The organism is Paenibacillus sp. J22P277, assembly GCF_059383675.1.
This window is the reverse complement of record NZ_JBXENS010000001.1, coordinates 314,092-332,919: the sequence shown is the minus strand read 5'-3', so window position 1 is coordinate 332,919 and position 18,828 is coordinate 314,092. Positions and strand designations below refer to the sequence as shown.

Below are 18,828 nucleotides of genomic sequence, written 5' to 3'. Positions count from 1 at the left end.
GCTTATGAAGAGCCGCAAAGCGGCTGTGCTCGTGGCCGGCAGCTGGGGAACCGCCCTTGCCGCCGTGCTTGCGGACAACGGCTTCGACGTTGCCCTATGGTCGCGGAACGAGGCGCAAGTCGTTGAAATCAATGCGCACCACCGGAACAGCCGGTATTTGAAGGATGCGGAGCTGCCCGAGCAGATCGTCGCGACCGCGGATATGGAGCAGGCGGTGAGCGGAGCGGAGCTGGTGCTGTTCGTCGCGCCGTCTGCGGCTATGCGCGACGTGGCGAAGCAGGCCGCGCCTTTCATCCGTGCGGATGCGCTTATCGTCCATGCCACCAAAGGGTTTGAATCGGGCACTTATAAACGGATGACGACGGTATTGGCGGAGGAGCTGGCCGTCGATGCGGAACGGCTCGTCGTCTTGTCGGGTCCGAGCCATGCCGAGGAGGTCGTCCGCAGGCTTCCGACGACCGTCGTCGTGGCTTCGTCCAGCCTTGAGGCTGCCGAGCAGGTTCAGGATGCGTTCATTACGCAGCATTTTCGCGTCTACACCAACAAGGATGTCGTCGGGGTGGAAGTCGCCGGCGCGATCAAGAACATCATTGCGCTCGGAGCCGGACTGTCCGACGGACTGGGCTTCGGCGACAATGCCAAAGCTGCGCTGTTGACGCGCGGCTTGGCGGAAATCAGCCGTCTCGGCACGGCCATGGGCGCCAATCCGCTGACATTCGCCGGCTTGGCGGGGGTCGGGGATCTCGTGGTGACCTGCACGAGCCAACTGAGCCGGAACTGGCGCGCGGGTTCCATGCTGGCGGAAGGATTGTCGCTCGACGAAGTGCTGAGCCGGATGGGCATGGTCGTCGAAGGCGTGCGGACGACGAACGCGGCGCGGGAAATTTCCCGGCAATACGGCGTGGAGATGCCGATCACCGATCAGCTCTATCAGGTGCTGTTCCGGCAGAAGACGCCGCGCAGCGCGGTCGAATCGCTGATGGGCAGAGGCCGCACGCACGAGACGGAAGAAACAGCGGGCATATAGGCTGGTCGTATACAGGTGCGGGTGCTTTTTTGCATCGAAAGTACTGCTCGCCCATGCATCATAGCCTGCACCAACATTGGCCCTCCTTCATAAGATGCTAGCAGCCCCCCGAAGCGCGGGTGGCTGACCTAGATTTCTTGCGCTTTATAAGCGTGGAGGAGGGAAACGATGACCGGCAAGAAGGATTTATCCAAGGACGTACTGAGCGCCGTGAACAAAAAAACCGGCAAGCCGGTAACCGAGAACGCGGTTAAGAAGCTTGCGAGCGGCGTGAATGAAAATACGATGCAGGACGAAGACGAGCTGCGCAAATTGATCTTGTCCGTCTCCGCGATGGCGAAGGTCCCCGTATCGGAGAAGACGATCAGCGACATCGTAGGCGCCGTCAAAAAAAGCGGCATGAGCTCCACCAACATGGAAATGTTGCTGCGGCTGATGTTGAAGAAGTAACCGTTCCGACTTCCGCATATCGCGTCCGGCCTGCAGCTTCGGAGCCGCTGCCGCGCCTTGGCGGGGGTCTTTTCTTGTTATCCGCCGTTCGTACGTTCCAGAAGTAGCCCATTAATCGACACTAGTGTATAATGAAACGAATATCGGATGTACAAGGTGGTAGAAGTTGGCATGGATCCAATGATGAAAATGTGGGTGTCCTTCGTGGGCATCGGGTTGATGGCGCTGGCGGCCGTCATGATCTCGCTGGCACGGTTCAAGACCAAAGGCTTCTTGCGGATGGCATTGTCGCTGACCGCGTTTCTGTTTCTGGTAATCGGCGGATTTCTTGGACTTATCTCCATTGCATGACGCAGCTTGAACGGAACGATGGAGAAATGAAAGGATGATCTGCCGATGCTGGAATTGAAAAGCCGTACGAAAAGCATAACGGTCGAGGCGGAAGCGGGGTTATCCCTGCTCGATGCGGCCATCAAGCATAATTTGGACTGGGCCTTCTCCTGCACGCGCGGAACCTGCGCCAGATGCCGCTGCCTGATCGAAGAAGGCGCGGAGTTTCTGGAGGAGGCGACGGACGAGGAGTGGGACCGTTTGGAGCCCCATGAATTTGAAGAAGGCTACCGTTTGGGCTGCCAAGCTGTCGTCAAATCCGGGGCAGGCTTCATCAAAGCGGCGAACCGGCCGTATTTCTGATGAAGGGGCTTGCAGCGACAGGCATCGGCGAACCGCTCGGCCGAGCGCTCGAGGTCATCGCCGGCGCGGTTCCGCGAGCGGAAGCGAAATGGTTGATCGGCGGCAGTACGGGACTGCTCCTGCGCGGGCTGGCGTTGCCTTCGCCGCCCAGGGACCTGGATCTGTATGCGGACGACGAAGCCGCCAGGACCCTTCACGCAGCCCTGCGTCCTTTCTCCGTCGACGAGCAGCAGCTGAGCGTGAGCCCGATATATCGTTCGGTACTCAGCCATTATGACATTCACGGCGTACAAGTCGAGCTTGTCGGGGGCTTTGTCGTCGCCGCCGGACGGGACCGTTATACCGTTGAAGTAGAAGAAGTGCTGGAGCCGTTGCGGCTGCCGGTCGCGATCGGCCCTTTCGAGGCCGGCGTCGTGCCGCTTGCGCACGAGCTTTGGTTTAACATGCTTCGGGCAAGGGAAGACCGGGTGAGTTTGATCACCACGCACATGCGGAAGGAACCAGGCCTTCATCAGGAAGCCCTCTGGCTGATCGCTGCCCGGAACGACTTGTCCGCGGCTTTACAGGAACAAGTTGCGCAGCTATTGCGTATCGACTAGAAGTATGAGGGAAGCAGGGGATCCCGATGAATGTGGAAATTACGTTCCTTCCTTCCGGACGCAGCGTCATCGTGCGGGCCGGAACGACCGTGCTCGACGCCGCGCGAAAAGCCGGCGTGCCGATCCGAACGCGCTGCGACGGCAAGGCGGCATGTCTCATGTGCAAGGTGACGATGCCTCATAGCTCTTCGGGGCTGACGCCGCTGAACGATAACGAGCGCCGCAAGCTGGCCGGGCTTGACCGGTCGGGGACAAGGCTCGCTTGTCAGGCGAGAGTGTTCGGCCGCGCCGTCGTCGAGGTGCCGGAAGATCCGTTTCGCGCGGCTGTTCGCAAACAGATGATGCGCCAAGCGGAAGACGATGAATTATGGTAGGCTGGTCGTTCCGCTGACGCGGAACTGCTCGCCTATGCAACCTAGGAGGATAATCGGATCATGAAAGGCTTTAGAAACGCGGCGGCAGCCCTCGTGCTCGCATGCATGACTGCCTTGTTGTCCGGATGTCTGTATCCGAAGGATCAGATGGGACAATTCCAGAAGCCGCCGAAAGACGCGATTCTGAACGTACAAACGGTCGTCGACCAATACCAGAAGGATACCGGTCTGCTTCCGATCGAGAACAGCGACGAGAATACGCCGGTTTACGAGAAATTCAAGCTCGATTTTGCCAAACTGCAGCGGACGAATTACCTGTCCTCCATACCGGAATCGGCCTACGAGAAGGGCGGAAGCTACTATTATCTCGTAATCGACGAAGAGAAGGATCCTACAGTCAAGCTGATGAATCTCGTTCTCTATCAGAAGGTCAACGATCTTGAATCAGCCGTAAAAGCTTATTCCGATTCCCATGGAGGCAAATTGCCGGCCGCGCAGCAGCTGTACCCGTCGTTCGCGGCCATTGATTTCGATGCGCTGGACGCGAAGGAACCGGAGCTGCGAAGCGTTTTCACCGGCAGCGTGCTGACGACGATGATGGACCCTTCCGGCCATGTTTACCTGGACTACGGTCCCGACGTCATGCAGCAGCTTTCCAAGCTCGGCGAAGGCTCGAAGCCTGCCGCGGACGCGGATCTCCGGACGCTGCTGGTCGACGGCTCGGACTTCGTTCCGGTCAAATCGACGATATACCGACTCGTAAACGGCGATCCGCAGGCTGTTCTGAAATAGCCCAAGCAATCGCTTCGCCGCTACTTTCTCCCGCCCCTTATGGCGGGAGTTTTTTTGTCGTTCAGGCATAGCGGGCGCTTTTCTCTCATATATCTCAATCTTGGAAGGTCAATCCGAACGAAGCTCGTGGAAATCGAAAGATTTCATCCGCCCGGTCGTCATAAACATGAGACATTCGCAATAAGCTATTACTAGTCCAAAATCATGTACGAGTTGCGTCGCTTGCATTGCTCTCTCGGCAGGCGGGTAGCGGCGAACCCTGACGACAAACAGCAGGAGGAAAGCAGCAGTTACGGTACGTCCATGTACAGGCGAAATACGATTGGGAGGGGATATTCAGTGGAGAAAGTGGACATTTTCAAGGACATTGCCGAACGAACCGGCGGGGATATTTACCTCGGCGTCGTTGGTGCGGTCCGCACAGGCAAATCAACCTTCATCAAGCGGTTCATGGAGACGGTTGTGCTGCCGAACATCACGAACGATGCCGATCGGGTGAGAGCTATCGACGAGCTGCCGCAAAGCGCGGCGGGCAAAACCATCATGACGACAGAACCGAAATTCGTGCCGAATCAAGCGGTCCAGCTTCGCGTGGCCGAAGGGCTTGACGTCAATATCCGGCTGGTCGATTGCGTCGGCTACGCCGTCGTCGGGGCGAAGGGCTACGAGGACGAGAACGGCCCCCGCATGATCACGACGCCGTGGTTCGAGGAACCGATTCCGTTCCAGGAAGCGGCCGAGATCGGCACGCGCAAAGTCATACAAGAGCATTCCACGCTCGGCGTCGTCGTTACGACGGACGGCACGATCGCTGAAATACCGCGCAGCTCGTATATCGAAGCCGAAGAGCGCGTCGTGAACGAGCTGAAAGAAGTCGGCAAGCCGTTCGTGCTGATCGTCAACTCGACGCGTCCGAAGAGCGATGAGGCGCTTCAGCTGCGCAGCGAGCTGCAGGCCAAATACGATATTCCCGTCATCACGCTCAGCGTGGCCTCCATGGGCGAAGAGGAAGTCATGTCCGTGCTGCGCGAGGTGCTCTACGAGTTCCCGGTGCACGAAGTGAACGTCAATCTTCCGAGCTGGGTCATGGTGCTGAACGACAACCACTGGCTGCGCAGCAACTACGAGAACTCCGTGCGCGACACGGTCAAGGACATCCGCCGCCTCCGCGACGTAGACCGGGTCGTCTCGCAGTTCATGGAATACGAGTTCATCGCAAGGGCAGGCCTCAGCGGCATGAACATGGGGCAAGGCGTCGCGGAGATCGATCTCTATGCGCCGGATGAACTGTACGACCAAATTTTAATGGAAGTAGTCGGCGTCGAGATCCGCGGCAAGGATCATCTCCTCCAGCTGATGCAGGACTTCTCCCACGCGAAACGGGAATACGACCGGTTCGCGGAAGCGCTCGAGATGGTCAAGACGACCGGTTACGGCATCGCGGCTCCGACGCTGGCGGAGATGGCGCTTGACGAACCCGAACTCATCCGTCAAGGCTCGCGCTTCGGCGTCCGCTTGAAGGCGACGGCGCCGTCCATTCACATGATCCGCGTCGACGTGGAATCCGAGTTCGCGCCGATCATCGGCACGGAGAAGCAGAGCGAGGAACTCGTCCGCTACCTCATGCAGGACTTCGAGAACGACCCGATCAAGATCTGGGAGTCCGATATTTTCGGCCGTTCGCTCCATTCCATCGTGAGAGAAGGCATCCAAGGCAAGATCGCCATGATGCCGGACAACGCCCGCTACAAGCTGCAAGAGACGCTGGGCAGGATCATTAACGAGGGCTCCGGCGGCTTGATTGCCATCATTCTATAGCTGCTGCTCAGAGGCGCGCCGCCGGCGCGCCTTTTTGCGTTGGCTTGCGGAATGGAGGGAGAGGCTCCCAATCTCTGTATATCGGTGGAAGAAACGCGTCGGAAAATCAAAAAAGAGCGCGAAATCGGCGAATCTTAGCCGGAAATCGCATCGTGCCTCTTGAAATCGTATAGGCAACTGTATTACTATAAATCTGTTCTAGGTTCAGTATGCAGGAATTGCACATACCGGAATTTCTTCTCACCGGAGCCGGCAGGTATAAATTCCGGGGTTTCGGTAACACAGAATGATAATGATGTGCCTTTTAACTGCCGTCAGGGGAGGTGAAAGAAATGAACAAAACGGAACTGATTGCGAAAGTAGCCGAATTGACTGACCTTTCCAAGAAAGATGCTTCCAAAGCGGTTGATGCCGTATTCGATGCCATCTCCGACTCGCTGCAAGGCGGCGATAAAGTACAATTGGTGGGCTTCGGCAACTTCGAGGTGAAAAGCCGCGAAGCGCGTAAAGGCCGCAACCCGCAAACGGGTGAAGAGATCGATATCCCGGCCAGCAAGATCCCGTCTTTCAAAGCAGGCAAATCTCTTAAAGATCTGGTTTCCAAATAAGAAGCGGCCCTGCCGTTCGAGACGCCCGGATGCATCGCGCATTCGGGCGTTTTGCGTCTTGCCGGGAGAACCGATACCGGGATTTACCGTCTATTGACAAGTACAAGCAATTCCAGTAGACTGTTGTTTGCGGTTCTTGGGTCTTCGGAGTCGCACATCGCATGGCGGGTGTTAGCTCAGCTTGGTAGAGCGCTACCTTGGGGTGGTAGAGGTCGCCAGTTCAAATCCGGTACACCCGACCAGTTCTCTCATAATCAATGCAACGGCTGCTATCTCGATGAGGACGTTCGGGGGCAGTTTTTTAAATATCGGGGCGCATGGATGATAGGTGGTCCTGATCGGATACGCAACAGCTTACTAGGAGGTCAGCGCAAATGACGGAACGGAATGACGAATACATCGTGGTGAAAGCAAAGGCGCAGGGCGTGCAGGTCATCGGCCTGACGCGCGGGCAGGATACGAAATTTCACCACACCGAGAAGCTGGACAAGGGCGAAGTGCTCATTTGCCAATTCACGGACCATACGTCGGCCATTAAAATCCGGGGCAAAGCGACCGTGATGACCAAATACGGCACCATCGATACGGACGTTGAGTGAAAAGCAGGCATAGCCTGCTTTTTTAGTTTGTACACTAAGAGAAGCAGGATATTCTTGGCGCGAAGGACGGATGCTTCATGCCGCATTGGAAAGGGCTTCTCATTGCATGTGCCGCGACGCTTGCCGTTACGTTGGCGTTGTCCGTGCTGCCGATGGCCGGCAGCCGGATGAAGGATGGGGCGGGGTACGTGTCCGTATTTCGGCCGGTGCCCGTCAAACGCCTCAGCTCCGACACCATCGTCGATACCATGCTCGGTTTGAATTTGTCGCTGAAGGTGAAGAAGGTAGCATGGAACGGTTCGGTGCTGTCCGTGGATTTATCGAACGAGGAATATGGGAATGATGTGGACAGATGGATGGACGATCTGCGGCGGCTGCTCGAATTGGCTTTCAACCGCACGGAGAACGTCAGCCGGGTGCTCGTTCGCTTCGTGGCGCCGCTTGGGCCAGAGGCTGACGGGGGACGGAGCGACTTGAGGCTGCTGGCTGCCGTGGACGTGAGGAGAACGGACGCATGGTTGTCCACAGAACTGTCAAACTTAAGCGCCGCCAAGCCGTTTCAGGATGAAATCTGGCGTCAGCGCTTGCGTTTGTCCGCGTCGCAGTTGTAGCGAAACGGCAAACATAGTGCTATAATTATTTAGATTATAAAGCAGCTAACCTTGTGCTGTTTGTCCGGAGGCTAGGCCATGAAACCATACAAAATTCCCGAGATCGCCAAAAAGTACGTCGAATACGATATGATTCAGGCCCACACGGAGCTGCCGGCGTTTCCCGATTCGCGGGCCAGGCTGCTCTTTGCGTTTCTTTCGAATCAGCGTACGCCGCTGCTGCACAGCGAGCTCTACACCTTGGTCGCATCGCTCGTGCAGCTCGGCATGGATACCCATGACATGATCGACGAATCGGGACGCGTCGCGGAGAAGGAAATGCGCTCGCGGCAGTTGAAGGTGCTCGCGGGCGACTATTACAGCAGCCGCTTCTATCAACTGCTCGCGCAAGCCGGACAAGTCGGCATGATTCGCCGGATCAGCGACGGCGTGTGCGAAGTGAATAAGCTCAAGGTCAATTTTTACATGAAGATGAAGCAGCTGAAGCTGAGCGCCGAAGAATACCTGAATCAATGCGTGCAGCTGAAAACGGAACTTTTTTCGGTTTTCACGGAAATACTGGACGAGAAGATGGCACGGGTCTGGACGGAGCTGCTTCAAGGGCTGGGCCGCTGCGAGGTCGTCCTGGACGAGTGGAACCGCAGCGATAAGCCGGATCGCTTCAGCGGCAGCTGGGGGTACTGGCATATCCTGAACGTCGGAACGGAAGAAGAGAAGCGCAAGCTGGCCGACAAGCATGACGAGCCGTCGTTTATCTCCTCGCTGCTCGCGACGTACGAGATTCGCGGACAATTGGCCGAGAAGCTGAAACAGTCCGTGGCTCAGGTGCAAGCGATCGTAGGGCGCTTGGATTCCGACAAGCTCATGCGCGAACTTCAACAGATCGGAGAGACGTTCCTGCGTCCTCTCCTTCCGGCGGCTTCCGCCCTCAACGAGAGAAGGTAAGGTGACAGAGACAGTGCAATCCAAATCGAAGGAACAACACGTGCATGCCGTGTTTGAAAGCATTGCGCCGAAGTACGATTTGATGAACGACCTGCTAAGCTTCCGCAGGCATAAGGCTTGGCGCGCGTTCACGATGCGCAAGATGAACGTGCAACCGGGACAGTCGGCCGTCGATCTGTGCTGCGGGACATGCGACTGGACCATCGCGCTCGCCCGCGCGAGCGGCAGCGGCGACATCGCGGGGCTGGACTTCAGCCATAATATGCTGGAGGTAGGCAAGCAAAAGGTACGCCGGGAGGGGCTTGACCATCAGATTTCCCTTCATCAGGGCAATGCGATGGAACTGCCGTTCGAGGACAACCGTTTCGATTTCGCCACCATCGGCTTCGGGCTTCGGAACGTGCCGGACCTGGAACAGGTGCTCCGCGAAATGATGCGCGTCGTCAAACCGGGCGGGCAAGTCGTATGCCTGGAGTTATCCAAGCCGCTCTGGCAACCATTCAAATCGATCTATTATTTTTATTTCGAGCGTATTTTGCCGGCGCTTGGCAAGCTGTTCGCCAAACGGTACGAGCAGTACAAATGGCTTCCGGAGTCGCTCAAGGCATTCCCGGATTCCAATCAGCTGGCGGATAAATTCCGTGACATCGGTCTCCGAAACGTGCATGCTTATCCGCTGACGGGCGGCATCGCGGCTTTACACACGGGGACGAAGGGAACGGACAAAGGATGATACGCAAAACTCGCATCATATTGGAAATGATCAAGGTTGAACATACGGTTTTCGCGCTGCCGTTCGCTTTTATGGGCGCGCTGATCGGCGCGGTCATGATGGAACATCGGCTGCCGAGCTGGCCGGAGATCGGCTGGATCCTGCTGGCGATGATCGGAGCCCGCAGCGCGGCGATGGGCCTCAACCGGGTCGTCGACCGCGTCATGGACGCCAAAAATCCTCGCACCGCGAAACGGGCGATACCGGCAGGGCTGCTGAAAGCCGGCGAGGTCGTCGTGTTCATCGCGGTGTCCTTTGTCGTGCTGTTTATTGCGGCTTCGCAGCTGGATCCCGTCTGCGTCATGCTGATGCCGATCGCCGTCTTTTTTCTCGTCTTGTATTCCTACACCAAACGCTTTACATGGCTCTGCCACGTCGTGCTCGGCATTACGATCGGTCTCGCGCCGCTGGGCGGCTGGATTGCGGTTACGGGTCATGTGAACCCCGCGGCCTGGGTGCTGTACGGTTCGGTCGTCTGCTGGCTGGCCGGCTTCGATACCATCTACGCGTGCCAGGATATTGAATTCGACCGCCGCGAAGGCGTCTATTCCATCCCGGCGCGTTTCGGCCTTGCCGGCGGACTCCGCATTGCCCGCGGCTTTCATTTTCTGACCGCGGCCGGATTCATCTCTTTATATTGGTTAACGGATTTAGGCTGGATTTATTTGATCGGGGCGATCGCTTCGGTCGGTTTTCTCTGGTACGAGCATATGCTTGTGAAACCGAACGATATCAGCCGGGTGCAAACCGCGTTCTTCACGATGAACGGCGCGCTCAGCATCACCTTGTTCGCGTTTACGCTGCTTGATTTGGTGGTGCTGCATCCATGGTAGAAACGAATGGCGGTACCGCGCGCAAACGGTGGGTCGTCGGAATAACGGGCGCAAGCGGATCCGTTTATGGCATTCGGTTGATCCGCTCCCTGCTGGACGGCGGGGTCGACGTGCATCTCGTCGTCACGGAAGCGGGTTGGCGGGTATTGAAGGAAGAGCAGCGATGGGATACGACCAAACGCCCGGCTGCGCTGGCGGCGCATTTCCCCGAAGCGATCGAGGAAGGCCGGCTGACGCTCCACCCAAACGCCGATATCGGGGCATCCATCGCAAGCGGTTCCTATCGGGTGGAAGGCATGATCATTATGCCGTGTTCCATGGGCACGTTGGCGTCAATATCCCACGGCATCTCCGACGATTTGATGACGCGCGCCGCGGATGTTATGCTGAAGGAAGGACGCAAGCTGCTGATCGTTCCGCGCGAGACGCCGCTGCATGCCATACATTTGGAGAACATGCTGACGCTGGCCAGGCTGGGCGTCAAAATCGTTCCGGCGATGCCGGCCTTCTATTACGGACCGCAGAGCATGGGCGATATGGTCGATTTCATGGTCGGGAAAGTGCTTGATCAGCTTCCGCTCGAGCATGCGTTGTACAGAAGATGGGGAGATGATCAGCATGGGAGCTAATCGCCCGATTACGGTCGGCCGCATAGACTATGCGAATGTGTGGCCGATTTTTCATTATGCGGAGCAGCAGCTGCCGTTGGAGCGTTTCCGTATCGAGAAGCGGGTTCCGGCTGCGCTGAACCGGGCGCTTAAGCTGGGCGAGATCGATATCACGTCGATGTCCTCCTTCGCGTATGCCGAGAACGCCGACAATTATTTGCTGCTTCCGGACTTGTCCGTGAGCGCGAAGGGCCGCGTAAACTCCATCCTGTTGTTTCTGAAGAAACCGCTTGAGGACGTGCTGCAAGGCCGGATCGCGATGACGGCGACCTCCGCTACCTCGGTGAATTTGCTGAAGATCTTGATGAAGCTTTATTATCATGCCGAGCCTTCCTTCGTAACGATGGAGCCTTCGCTGGACGATATGCTTGCCGAAGCGGATGCCGCGCTGTTGATCGGCGATACGGCCATTCAGGCTTCTTGGGCCAACAAGGACAGAGGTCTTGCCGTGATCGACTTGGGAGAGCTGTGGCGCAGCTGGACCGGATACGGGATGACGTTCGCCCTAGTCGCCGTCCGCAAGGAAATCGCCGAGCGCGAACCTGGCGCGGTAGCCGATGTGCTGCATGCCTTGACGACGAGCAAAGAACGAAGCCTGCGCAACCTGAAGCCGCTGGTGGATAAAGCCTGCGCGCAGTTGGGCGGGGAATCGGCCTATTGGAATCGTTATTTTCACGAGCTACACTACAATTTCGGATCGGACGAGCAGGCGGGCTTGAAGCTCTACTTCGAATACGCGCATCGGCTGGGTTTGCTGCCGCACGAGGTACGGATGCGATTTTTCGAGGACCATGCCGCTCTTAAGGTGAAGAACGAATGAAACTACTTGATATTTACGCCAAAATGAAAGGCGATTTGGATGCGATCGAAGGAAAATTGGCGCGCAGCGTTACGTCGGACCATGTGCTGCTAAGCGATACCTCCACGCATCTGCTTAAAGCGGGCGGGAAGCGCATCCGTCCCGTGTTCGTGCTGCTTTCCGGCAAGTTCGGCAGCTACGAGCTGAACGTGCTCGAGAGAGTAGCGGTGCCGCTCGAGCTCATCCATATGGCCTCGCTCGTGCACGACGACGTCATCGACAACGCCGAGACAAGGCGCGGACAGCTGACCGTCAAGTCCAAGTGGGACAACCGGATCGCGATGTACACGGGAGATTACATATACGGCAAAGCCCTTGCCATCGTCACGGAGCTCGAGAATCCGCAGATCCATCAAATCTTGTCCAAGGCCATGGTGCAGATGTGCATCGGGGAAATGGAGCAGATCCGCGATTTCTTCAATACGAAGCAATCCATCCGCAACTACCTGCTTCGCATCCGCCGCAAGACCGCGCTCTTGATCGCGATCAGCTGCCAGCTCGGCGCGATCGCTTCGGGAGCGGACCGGCGAACGGCGAACAGTCTGTATCGTTTCGGCTATAACGTCGGCATGGCATTCCAGATTCGCGACGATCTGTTGGATCTGCTCGGCACCGAGAAGCAGATCGGCAAACCGCCGGGATCGGATATCCGCCAAGGGAATATCACGCTGCCCATTCTGCTCGCGATGCAGGAGCCCGCGAAGGCGGGCGAGCTGCAGGACGAAATTAACAAAATCCAAGCATCGAACGGAGCAGGGGAAACGAAGCGTGCGTTGAACATAATACGTAAGAGCGCCGGCATCGGCATCGCGGAGGAAATGGCCACGCGCTATATGAACAAAGCGATCGATGCCCTGAGCGGTCTGCCGAACATCACGGCGAAGAAGAACTTAACCGATATCGCGTATTTCGTAGCGAAACGAAACTACTAAACGCGCCTAGGAGGGATCTCGAATGGAACAAACTTTTCTAATGGTCAAGCCAGACGGCGTGCAGCGCGGCTTAATCGGCGAAATCGTTTCGCGCTTCGAACGTAAAGGACTAAAACTCGTCGCCGCGAAATTCATGCGCATTACGCCTGAAATCGCCGAACGCCACTATGCGGAACATGTCGGGAAGCCCTTTTATCCGCCGCTCGTAGCCTTTGTCACGTCCAGTCCGGTGTTTGCCATGGTGTGGCAGGGAGATAACGTAATCGGTCTGACGCGCGCGATGATCGGCAAGACGAATGCCCTGGAGGCAGCGCCGGGAACGATTCGATCCGATTATGCCGTCCATACGAATTTCAATCTGATTCACGGCTCCGATTCGGCGGAAAGCGCGGCAAGGGAAATCGGCATTTTCTTCGCGCCGCACGAGCTGCTGTCATACACGCAGACGATGGGGCAATGGATATAAACTAATTCGCGGCCTTAAGTCTGCTGCAGCGGGGGAAAACAGCTTGGAGGACAAGGATTTTTCGTTCTTTATCGAGCGGATCAAGCACAAGACGGCGATCGACTTGTCGCAGTACAAGGAAGCGCAGATGAAGCGCCGGCTGACGACGCTCAGGCAGAAATACGGCTATGAGACGTTCGAAGCCTATTATCGCGATCTGGATCGGGATAGTAAGCTGATGACCGAATTTCTTGACCGGATGACGATCAACGTGTCCGAGTTTTGGCGCAATCCGGGCCGTTGGGAGGCCATGGAGAAGAAGTTTCTTCCGGATTTGCTGAAGAACGGCGGACGGGTGAAGATTTGGAGCGCCGCTTGCTCCACCGGCGAAGAGCCGTATACGCTCTCCATGATCGTGCATGCGCTGGGCGCCCAGGACCGGGTATCGATCCTGGCAACGGATTTGGACGAGCTGGTGCTGCAGAAAGCGATTCAAGGCGTCTACCAGGATCGTTCCATCCGCGACGTGCCTCGCGATTATATGACCGATTATTTCGTGCAGCATGGCCGCGACGAGGTCGCCGTGACGGATTCGTTGAAGAAAATCATTACGTTCAAGCAGCAAAATCTGCTTCACGATACATTCGAGAGCGGATTCGATATCATCGTCTGCCGCAACGTCATGATTTATTTCACCGAAGACGCGAAGCATATGCTGTACCATAAGTTTTCCAATGCGCTCAAACCCGGCGGGCTGCTGTTCGTCGGCAGCACGGAGCAGATCTTCTCGCCGAGCCAGTACGATTTCGAATCGGCCGAGACGTTCTTCTACCGGCGACGGGCATAGCGGAGGCAGGTATAGGAATTTCGGGCTTCACCGATACTAGGCGTATGGAAACTTTTACGCATAGGAGGTGCAGCATGGACAAACGAAAAGTGATCGCGGCATATAAACGCGGGTTTATCAGCGTCCAAGAATGCGCCCAAATTCTTGGCATCGATACCGGTCAAATGAAAGGGTTAATGAACGACCCCCATTTGAACGCCGACCCGCAAACATTACGAGGACAACAATCCGTCAACGGATAAGGGGTTCTTCACCGGCTGCCCGAAACGCCTTCGCACAAGGCGTTTCGGGCAGTTTTTTCGTTGGGCTGCGGCGATTCGACAGGTTTGCATTTTCTTGTCAAAGCGTTGACGCTGTACTATAATGAGCAAAGATATTTGAGGCCGACATGCCTAGCCGAAATCATACTTCGCGTTGTTCGGAAATGAAGGAGGAGCTTTACTGTGAGTTTACGCTATTTGACGGCAGGAGAGACGCACGGTCCGCAGTTGACGGCGATTATCGAAGGATTGCCGAGCAACCTGCAGCTTGATTTCGAGGAATTGAATTTCCAACTGCATCGCAGGCAGAAGGGGCATGGCCGCGGCCGACGGATGCAGATCGAGAAGGACACGGCGAATATCGTCGGCGGCGTCCGTCATGGCAAGACGACGGGAGCGCCGGTCGCGCTCGTCGTGGCGAATAACGACTGGAAGCATTGGACGAGCGTCATGAATATCGAACCGATCGAGGGCGGCGACGAAGAGAAACGGCGCGTCAATCGGCCGCGTCCCGGTCATGCCGACTTAAACGGCGGGTTGAAATACAACTTGAAGGATCTTCGCAACGTACTGGAGCGGTCGAGCGCGCGAGAGACGGCGGCGCGCGTCGCCGTCGGCGCGGTGGCCCGCCAATTTCTTGCGGCGTTCGGCATCAAGGTCGGCGGACAAGTCATTCGCATCGGCGAGATCGAAGCCCCGGCCAACGATCTCCCGCTCGACGAGTTGATCGCGTTGACGGAAGAATCGCCGGTACGCGTCGTGGATAAGGACACGGAAGCGAAAATGACCGCCTATATCGATCAGATCAAGGCAGAGGGCGATTCCATCGGCGGCATCGTGGAATGCATCGTGGAAGGCGTGCCGATCGGACTTGGCAGCCACGTGCAGTACGACCGTAAACTGGATGGCCGCATCGCGCAGGCCGTCGTGTCGATCAATGCGTTCAAAGGCGTCGAGATCGGCATCGGCTTCGAAGCGGGCACGATTCGCGGCTCGCAGGTTCACGACGAGATTCTATACGACGAAGAACGCGGTTACCACCGCCGCACGAACCGCTTGGGCGGGTTCGAAGGCGGCATGACCAACGGCGAGCAAATCGTCGTTCGCGGCGTCATGAAACCGATCCCTACGCTGTATAAGCCGCTCCAAAGCGTGGACATCGACACGAAGGAGCCGTTTACGGCGCAGGTCGAACGTTCGGACAGCTGCGCGGTTCCCGCGGCAAGCGTCGTGATGGAGCATGTCGTGGCTTGGGAAGTCGCCAAGGCGTTCCTGGAGAAGTTCGGCGGCGATTCCATGGAAGAAATCCGCGCGAACTACGACAATTACCTTGCGCAAGTGAGGAGCTACTAATGAGCGGCGTTCGCGAGTTGACCGTCGATCTCGGCGACCGTTCGTATCCGATCTATATCGGCGAAGGGCTGCTGGACGAGGCGGGCAAGCTGCTGGCTAACCATGGGATCAGCAAGAAGTCGCCGCTGCTGATCATTACGGACGCCAATGTCGCCGAGCGGCATTTGGCGCATCTGGAGACCGTTCTGCGCGAAAGCGGATTTGGCGTGACGAGCGCCGTCATTCCGGCGGGCGAGGGTTCGAAGTCGCTGAGCCAGTTGGAGAAACTGATCGGCATCGCGCTCGAGAACGGACTCGATCGCAAGTCCGCGATCGTTGCGCTCGGGGGAGGCGTCGTCGGCGATCTGGCCGGCTTCGTAGCCGCCTCGTACATGAGGGGCATCAAATTCGTTCAAATCCCGACGACGATTCTCGCGCACGACAGCAGCGTCGGCGGCAAAGTAGCGGTCAATCATCCGCTGGCGAAAAACATCATCGGCGCGTTCCACCAGCCGGAGCTAGTGCTGTATGATCTGAGCACGCTCCAAACGCTCCCGGAACGCGACGTGAAAGCAGGCCTTTCCGAGGTCGTCAAGCATGGGCTGATCTGGGACGCGGAATTTGTCTCGTGGTGCGACGACAATGCTGAGAAGCTGCTGGCGCTCGATCCGGAGGCACTCGGATACGCGCTGTATAAAGGCTGCAGCGTGAAAGCGGCGGTCGTATCGCGGGACGAACGGGAGAACGATCTCCGCGCCATTCTCAACCTTGGCCACACGATCGGCCATGCGCTGGAAGCGGTCGCGGGCTACGGCGAACTGCTTCACGGCGAAGCGATATCGATCGGCATGGTCGGGTCGGCCCGCCTTGCGGTAAAGCTTGGCGCGCCGGAGGAAGTATACGGCGTCACGAAGCGCGTGCTTTCGCGCGTCGGCCTGCCGGTCAGGCTGCCTGCGCATCTGGATACGGACGAAATCATGCGCGCGATGATGCACGACAAGAAATTTCAAGAAGGCGCGATTACGTTCATCGTGCCCGTCGCGATCGGCAAAGTAGAGATCAATAAGTCAGTTTCCACCGCGCTTATAAGGGAAATCGTGGAACAATTGAAACAGGAGGCCGTTTAGAATGAATGTACGGGGAATACGCGGCGCCATTACGGTAGCGGTTAACGAGGAACAACCGATTTTGCAAGCGACCGTCGAATTGTTGAACAGCATCGTCAAAGTGAACGGCATCGTGCCGACCGACATCGCGAGCGTATTCGTGACGGTAACCGGCGATTTGGATGCGACGTTTCCGGCAAGAGCGATTCGCGCGATGGGAGGCTGGGACCTGGTTCCGCTTATGTGCGCGCTGGAAGTGCCTGTCAAAGGCAGCCTTGAGAAATGCATCCGCTTAATGGTATTAGTCAATACGGAGAAAACGCAGGAGCAGGTCGAGCATGTTTATTTAGGCGGCGCGAAGGCGCTTCGTCCGGATCTGGCGAAGGCCTGATAGCCCGGGAGCGGATAGGACCATCGTCCGAGATCGGGATTGACGGATGCAATTACGCTATTGTATAGTAAGTTCATACTAGATGCAGTAACAGAGATGAGCCGAGCAGCAGTACAGTGAGCAGAGATGAGTAGAGCCGAGATGAGTGAAAGCAATTCCAGCAACGATAATCGAACTTAGCGGTATGCAGCGGCGAGACGCTGCGCACTGTTATTTTCCCTATTTCGTTCATCCTCATTTACCATCTTCTAACCCACGATACTCCTGCTGCGGCAGGAGTTTTTTATTTTGATTAGAGAAGGGGAGATTGAGTATGAACCAGGAGCTGCAAAGCGTCATCCGGCAAGCCGGCACGTACAACCTCATACCGATCGTGAGGCATGTGATGGCGGACACGGAGACGCCGATTCGGATATTTCAGCATTTTTACCGCGAGCGCCGCGCGTTTCTTTTGGAAAGCGTGGAGGGCGGAGTCAAGTGGGCGAGATATTCCTTTATCGGCACGGATCCATTCATGCTCATTCGAGGCAAGAACGGCGAGATGGTCATCGAAAAGAACGGAGAAGAGACGATCTTGCGCGAGAAGCCGATCGAGCTGCTGAAGGCGCATCTGCGCGCGTACCGCAGTCCGGCGGTTGCGGACCTGCCGCCGTTCACCGGGGGCGCGATCGGATTTTTCGGTTATGACCTGCTTCAATATTACGAGAAGCTGCCGGCTCACCGGATCGACGATTTGCAGATGAACGACCTGCAGTTCATGTTCTGCGACCAGGTCATCGTGTTCGATCATTTCAAGCAGCAGATGCAGGTAATCGGCAATATTCATATTCCGGAGGGCGCGACGGACAGCGTCATCGAAGCGCAGTACGAGGGAACGCTCAAGCGGATCGAAGCGACGATCGAGCGCCTGCAGCAGCCGACGCCGACGACGCTGATGACGGGCGGAAGCATTCCGGCCGATCCGGAGCTGGGGGAAATCGCCTCGAACCTGACGAAGGAACAATTCCTGGCGAACGTCGAGCAATCGAAAGAATACATTCGCGCCGGCGACATCTTCCAGGTGGTGCTGTCGCAGCGCTTCAGCATCGAGACGGAGGTCGATCCGCTTCATGTCTACCGCGTGCTGCGCACGATGAATCCGTCTCCATACATGTACTATTTGAAAATGGACGACGAGGTCATCGTCGGCACCTCGCCGGAAGCGCTCGTCAAGGTAGACGGCGAACGCGTCGAGACGCGGCCGATCGCCGGAACGCGTCCGCGCGGCAAGACGCCCGAGCAGGATCTGGCGTTGGAGAAGGAGCTGCTCGCCGACGAGAAAGAACGCGCCGAGCATCTCATGCTGGTCGATCTGGGGCGCAACGATATCGGTCGCGTCTCCGAATTCGGCACCGTCCGCTGCGATGCGTACATGGAAATCGAACGCTATTCCCATGTCATGCATATCGTGTCCAACGTTTCCGGCAAATTAAGAGAAGACCGGGATTTCTTCGATGCCTTCGTATCCTGCATGCCGGCGGGCACCGTATCGGGAGCGCCCAAGCTGCGCGCGATGGAAATCATCGCGGAGCTCGAGAACGAGGCGCGCGGCGCATATGCCGGCGCGATCGGGTACCTCGGCTTTAACGGCAATTTGAACACCTGCATTACGATTCGGACGATGATCTTCAAGAACGGCAAAGCCTACGTCCAATCGGGCGCCGGCATCGTATGGGACTCTATTCCTGAGAACGAGTACACGGAGACGGTGAACAAAGCGATGGCGCTGTTGAAAGCGGTCCGCGTGGCGGAGGCGGCCTTCGCGCCGCAAGAGCGCACGGCGAGCATGATCAATATGGACTATTACGCGGACGCGAAGGGGTGAGCG

General features: G+C 57.2%; 24 protein-coding genes and 1 tRNA gene. All 25 read left to right on the top strand.

Translation table 11 applies throughout. The annotated features are described in order from the left end of the window. Window positions 1-4: 4 nt before the first annotated feature. The 25 genes from AC50YL_RS01635 (at window position 5) to trpE (ending at window position 18,825) form a co-directional block, all read left to right on the top strand. Window positions 5-1,027, top strand: coding sequence for an NAD(P)H-dependent glycerol-3-phosphate dehydrogenase (locus AC50YL_RS01635; protein ID WP_494828788.1), 1,023 nt, complete (start codon window positions 5-7; stop codon window positions 1,025-1,027). A gap of 168 nt (window positions 1,028-1,195) precedes the next feature. After that, window positions 1,196-1,477 (top strand): stage VI sporulation protein F, encoded by a 282-nt coding sequence (locus AC50YL_RS01630; protein ID WP_494828786.1) that lies wholly within the window; start codon window positions 1,196-1,198, stop codon window positions 1,475-1,477. A 171-nt stretch (window positions 1,478-1,648) separates the two neighbouring features. Beyond that, on the top strand, window positions 1,649-1,828 hold the full coding sequence (locus tag AC50YL_RS01625) for a DUF2768 family protein (RefSeq protein WP_494828785.1): 180 nt from the start codon (window positions 1,649-1,651) through the stop codon (window positions 1,826-1,828). A gap of 45 nt (window positions 1,829-1,873) precedes the next feature. Next, window positions 1,874-2,170 carry a 2Fe-2S iron-sulfur cluster-binding protein gene (locus tag AC50YL_RS01620; protein WP_161740579.1) on the top strand — a complete coding sequence of 99 codons (297 nt, stop codon included), beginning with the start codon at window positions 1,874-1,876 and terminating at the stop codon, window positions 2,168-2,170. Next, window positions 2,170-2,769 carry a nucleotidyltransferase family protein gene (locus tag AC50YL_RS01615; RefSeq protein WP_494828784.1) on the top strand — a complete coding sequence of 200 codons (600 nt, stop codon included), beginning with the start codon at window positions 2,170-2,172 and terminating at the stop codon, window positions 2,767-2,769. Before AC50YL_RS01620 ends, AC50YL_RS01615 begins: the two co-directional genes overlap by 1 nt. 26 nt (window positions 2,770-2,795) lie before the next feature. Next, window positions 2,796-3,143 carry a 2Fe-2S iron-sulfur cluster-binding protein gene (locus AC50YL_RS01610; protein ID WP_161740575.1) on the top strand — a complete coding sequence of 116 codons (348 nt, stop codon included), beginning with the start codon at window positions 2,796-2,798 and terminating at the stop codon, window positions 3,141-3,143. Window positions 3,144-3,203: 60 nt separating this feature from the next. Continuing rightward, window positions 3,204-3,935, top strand: coding sequence for a YphF family lipoprotein (locus tag AC50YL_RS01605; RefSeq protein ID WP_494828782.1), 732 nt, complete (start codon window positions 3,204-3,206; stop codon window positions 3,933-3,935). A gap of 339 nt (window positions 3,936-4,274) precedes the next feature. Continuing rightward, on the top strand, window positions 4,275-5,753 hold the full coding sequence (gene spoIVA, locus AC50YL_RS01600) for a stage IV sporulation protein A (RefSeq protein WP_161740570.1): 1,479 nt from the start codon (window positions 4,275-4,277) through the stop codon (window positions 5,751-5,753). 332 nt (window positions 5,754-6,085) lie between these two features. Then, window positions 6,086-6,361 (top strand): HU family DNA-binding protein, encoded by a 276-nt coding sequence (locus AC50YL_RS01595; protein ID WP_090976740.1) that lies wholly within the window; start codon window positions 6,086-6,088, stop codon window positions 6,359-6,361. Window positions 6,362-6,526: 165 nt separating this feature from the next. Then, a tRNA-Pro gene (locus tag AC50YL_RS01590) sits at window positions 6,527-6,603 on the top strand. Between the two features lie 132 nt (window positions 6,604-6,735). Next, complete coding sequence (gene mtrB / locus AC50YL_RS01585) at window positions 6,736-6,960, top strand: trp RNA-binding attenuation protein MtrB (protein ID WP_161740568.1); 225 nt, start codon at window positions 6,736-6,738, stop codon at window positions 6,958-6,960. Window positions 6,961-7,037: 77 nt separating this feature from the next. Next, window positions 7,038-7,571: a hypothetical protein gene (locus AC50YL_RS01580; protein ID WP_494828781.1), complete on the top strand. Its 534-nt coding sequence runs from the start codon at window positions 7,038-7,040 to the stop codon at window positions 7,569-7,571. A 78-nt stretch (window positions 7,572-7,649) separates the two neighbouring features. Continuing rightward, entirely contained in the window at window positions 7,650-8,516 is an 867-nt protein-coding gene (locus tag AC50YL_RS01575) for a heptaprenyl diphosphate synthase component 1 (protein ID WP_494828780.1), read from the top strand. Between the two features lies 1 nt (window position 8,517). After that, complete coding sequence (locus AC50YL_RS01570) at window positions 8,518-9,249, top strand: demethylmenaquinone methyltransferase (RefSeq protein WP_494828778.1); 732 nt, start codon at window positions 8,518-8,520, stop codon at window positions 9,247-9,249. After that, window positions 9,246-10,121: a UbiA-like polyprenyltransferase gene (locus tag AC50YL_RS01565; RefSeq protein ID WP_494828776.1), complete on the top strand. Its 876-nt coding sequence runs from the start codon at window positions 9,246-9,248 to the stop codon at window positions 10,119-10,121. Before AC50YL_RS01570 ends, AC50YL_RS01565 begins: the two co-directional genes overlap by 4 nt. Continuing rightward, window positions 10,115-10,750 carry a UbiX family flavin prenyltransferase gene (locus tag AC50YL_RS01560; RefSeq protein WP_494828774.1) on the top strand — a complete coding sequence of 212 codons (636 nt, stop codon included), beginning with the start codon at window positions 10,115-10,117 and terminating at the stop codon, window positions 10,748-10,750. Before AC50YL_RS01565 ends, AC50YL_RS01560 begins: the two co-directional genes overlap by 7 nt. Next, window positions 10,740-11,609, top strand: coding sequence for a menaquinone biosynthetic enzyme MqnA/MqnD family protein (locus AC50YL_RS01555; RefSeq protein ID WP_494828772.1), 870 nt, complete (start codon window positions 10,740-10,742; stop codon window positions 11,607-11,609). Before AC50YL_RS01560 ends, AC50YL_RS01555 begins: the two co-directional genes overlap by 11 nt. After that, window positions 11,606-12,580, top strand: coding sequence for a polyprenyl synthetase family protein (locus AC50YL_RS01550; protein WP_494828770.1), 975 nt, complete (start codon window positions 11,606-11,608; stop codon window positions 12,578-12,580). Before AC50YL_RS01555 ends, AC50YL_RS01550 begins: the two co-directional genes overlap by 4 nt. Window positions 12,581-12,602: 22 nt before the next feature. Further along, window positions 12,603-13,046, top strand: coding sequence for a nucleoside-diphosphate kinase (gene ndk / locus AC50YL_RS01545; protein WP_494828768.1), 444 nt, complete (start codon window positions 12,603-12,605; stop codon window positions 13,044-13,046). Window positions 13,047-13,089: 43 nt separating this feature from the next. Further along, a complete protein-coding gene (locus AC50YL_RS01540; RefSeq protein ID WP_494828766.1) occupies window positions 13,090-13,872 on the top strand; it encodes a CheR family methyltransferase in 783 nt (260 codons plus the stop codon). 74 nt (window positions 13,873-13,946) lie between these two features. Further along, the gene (locus tag AC50YL_RS01535; RefSeq protein WP_494828764.1) at window positions 13,947-14,114 is read left to right on the top strand and encodes a hypothetical protein; all 168 of its coding nucleotides are present in this window, start codon (window positions 13,947-13,949) and stop codon (window positions 14,112-14,114) included. A 201-nt stretch (window positions 14,115-14,315) separates the two neighbouring features. Then, window positions 14,316-15,485 (top strand): chorismate synthase, encoded by a 1,170-nt coding sequence (gene aroC / locus AC50YL_RS01530; RefSeq protein ID WP_494828762.1) that lies wholly within the window; start codon window positions 14,316-14,318, stop codon window positions 15,483-15,485. Next, window positions 15,485-16,591 (top strand): 3-dehydroquinate synthase, encoded by a 1,107-nt coding sequence (gene aroB / locus AC50YL_RS01525; RefSeq protein WP_494828760.1) that lies wholly within the window; start codon window positions 15,485-15,487, stop codon window positions 16,589-16,591. Before aroC ends, aroB begins: the two co-directional genes overlap by 1 nt. Window position 16,592: 1 nt before the next feature. Further along, on the top strand, window positions 16,593-16,961 hold the full coding sequence (gene aroH, locus AC50YL_RS01520; protein WP_494828758.1) for a chorismate mutase: 369 nt from the start codon (window positions 16,593-16,595) through the stop codon (window positions 16,959-16,961). Between the two features lie 313 nt (window positions 16,962-17,274). Next, window positions 17,275-18,825, top strand: a complete 1,551-nt coding sequence (gene trpE / locus AC50YL_RS01515; RefSeq protein ID WP_494828756.1) for an anthranilate synthase component I — start codon at window positions 17,275-17,277, stop codon at window positions 18,823-18,825. Window positions 18,826-18,828 lie beyond the last annotated feature (3 nt).

Coding starts and splice junctions, on each gene's coding strand:
- AC50YL_RS01635 (WP_494828788.1), top strand. CDS start 5: ATGAAGAGCCGCAAAGCGGCTGTGCTCGTGGCCGGCAGCTGGGGAACC.
- AC50YL_RS01630 (WP_494828786.1), top strand. CDS start 1,196: ATGACCGGCAAGAAGGATTTATCCAAGGACGTACTGAGCGCCGTGAAC.
- AC50YL_RS01625 (WP_494828785.1), top strand. CDS start 1,649: ATGGATCCAATGATGAAAATGTGGGTGTCCTTCGTGGGCATCGGGTTG.
- AC50YL_RS01620 (WP_161740579.1), top strand. CDS start 1,874: ATGCTGGAATTGAAAAGCCGTACGAAAAGCATAACGGTCGAGGCGGAA.
- AC50YL_RS01615 (WP_494828784.1), top strand. CDS start 2,170: ATGAAGGGGCTTGCAGCGACAGGCATCGGCGAACCGCTCGGCCGAGCG.
- AC50YL_RS01610 (WP_161740575.1), top strand. CDS start 2,796: ATGAATGTGGAAATTACGTTCCTTCCTTCCGGACGCAGCGTCATCGTG.
- AC50YL_RS01605 (WP_494828782.1), top strand. CDS start 3,204: ATGAAAGGCTTTAGAAACGCGGCGGCAGCCCTCGTGCTCGCATGCATG.
- AC50YL_RS01595 (WP_090976740.1), top strand. CDS start 6,086: ATGAACAAAACGGAACTGATTGCGAAAGTAGCCGAATTGACTGACCTT.
- mtrB (WP_161740568.1), top strand. CDS start 6,736: ATGACGGAACGGAATGACGAATACATCGTGGTGAAAGCAAAGGCGCAG.
- AC50YL_RS01580 (WP_494828781.1), top strand. CDS start 7,038: ATGCCGCATTGGAAAGGGCTTCTCATTGCATGTGCCGCGACGCTTGCC.
- AC50YL_RS01575 (WP_494828780.1), top strand. CDS start 7,650: ATGAAACCATACAAAATTCCCGAGATCGCCAAAAAGTACGTCGAATAC.
- AC50YL_RS01565 (WP_494828776.1), top strand. CDS start 9,246: ATGATACGCAAAACTCGCATCATATTGGAAATGATCAAGGTTGAACAT.
- AC50YL_RS01560 (WP_494828774.1), top strand. CDS start 10,115: ATGGTAGAAACGAATGGCGGTACCGCGCGCAAACGGTGGGTCGTCGGA.
- AC50YL_RS01555 (WP_494828772.1), top strand. CDS start 10,740: ATGGGAGCTAATCGCCCGATTACGGTCGGCCGCATAGACTATGCGAAT.
- AC50YL_RS01550 (WP_494828770.1), top strand. CDS start 11,606: ATGAAACTACTTGATATTTACGCCAAAATGAAAGGCGATTTGGATGCG.
- ndk (WP_494828768.1), top strand. CDS start 12,603: ATGGAACAAACTTTTCTAATGGTCAAGCCAGACGGCGTGCAGCGCGGC.
- AC50YL_RS01535 (WP_494828764.1), top strand. CDS start 13,947: ATGGACAAACGAAAAGTGATCGCGGCATATAAACGCGGGTTTATCAGC.
- aroB (WP_494828760.1), top strand. CDS start 15,485: ATGAGCGGCGTTCGCGAGTTGACCGTCGATCTCGGCGACCGTTCGTAT.
- aroH (WP_494828758.1), top strand. CDS start 16,593: ATGAATGTACGGGGAATACGCGGCGCCATTACGGTAGCGGTTAACGAG.
- trpE (WP_494828756.1), top strand. CDS start 17,275: ATGAACCAGGAGCTGCAAAGCGTCATCCGGCAAGCCGGCACGTACAAC.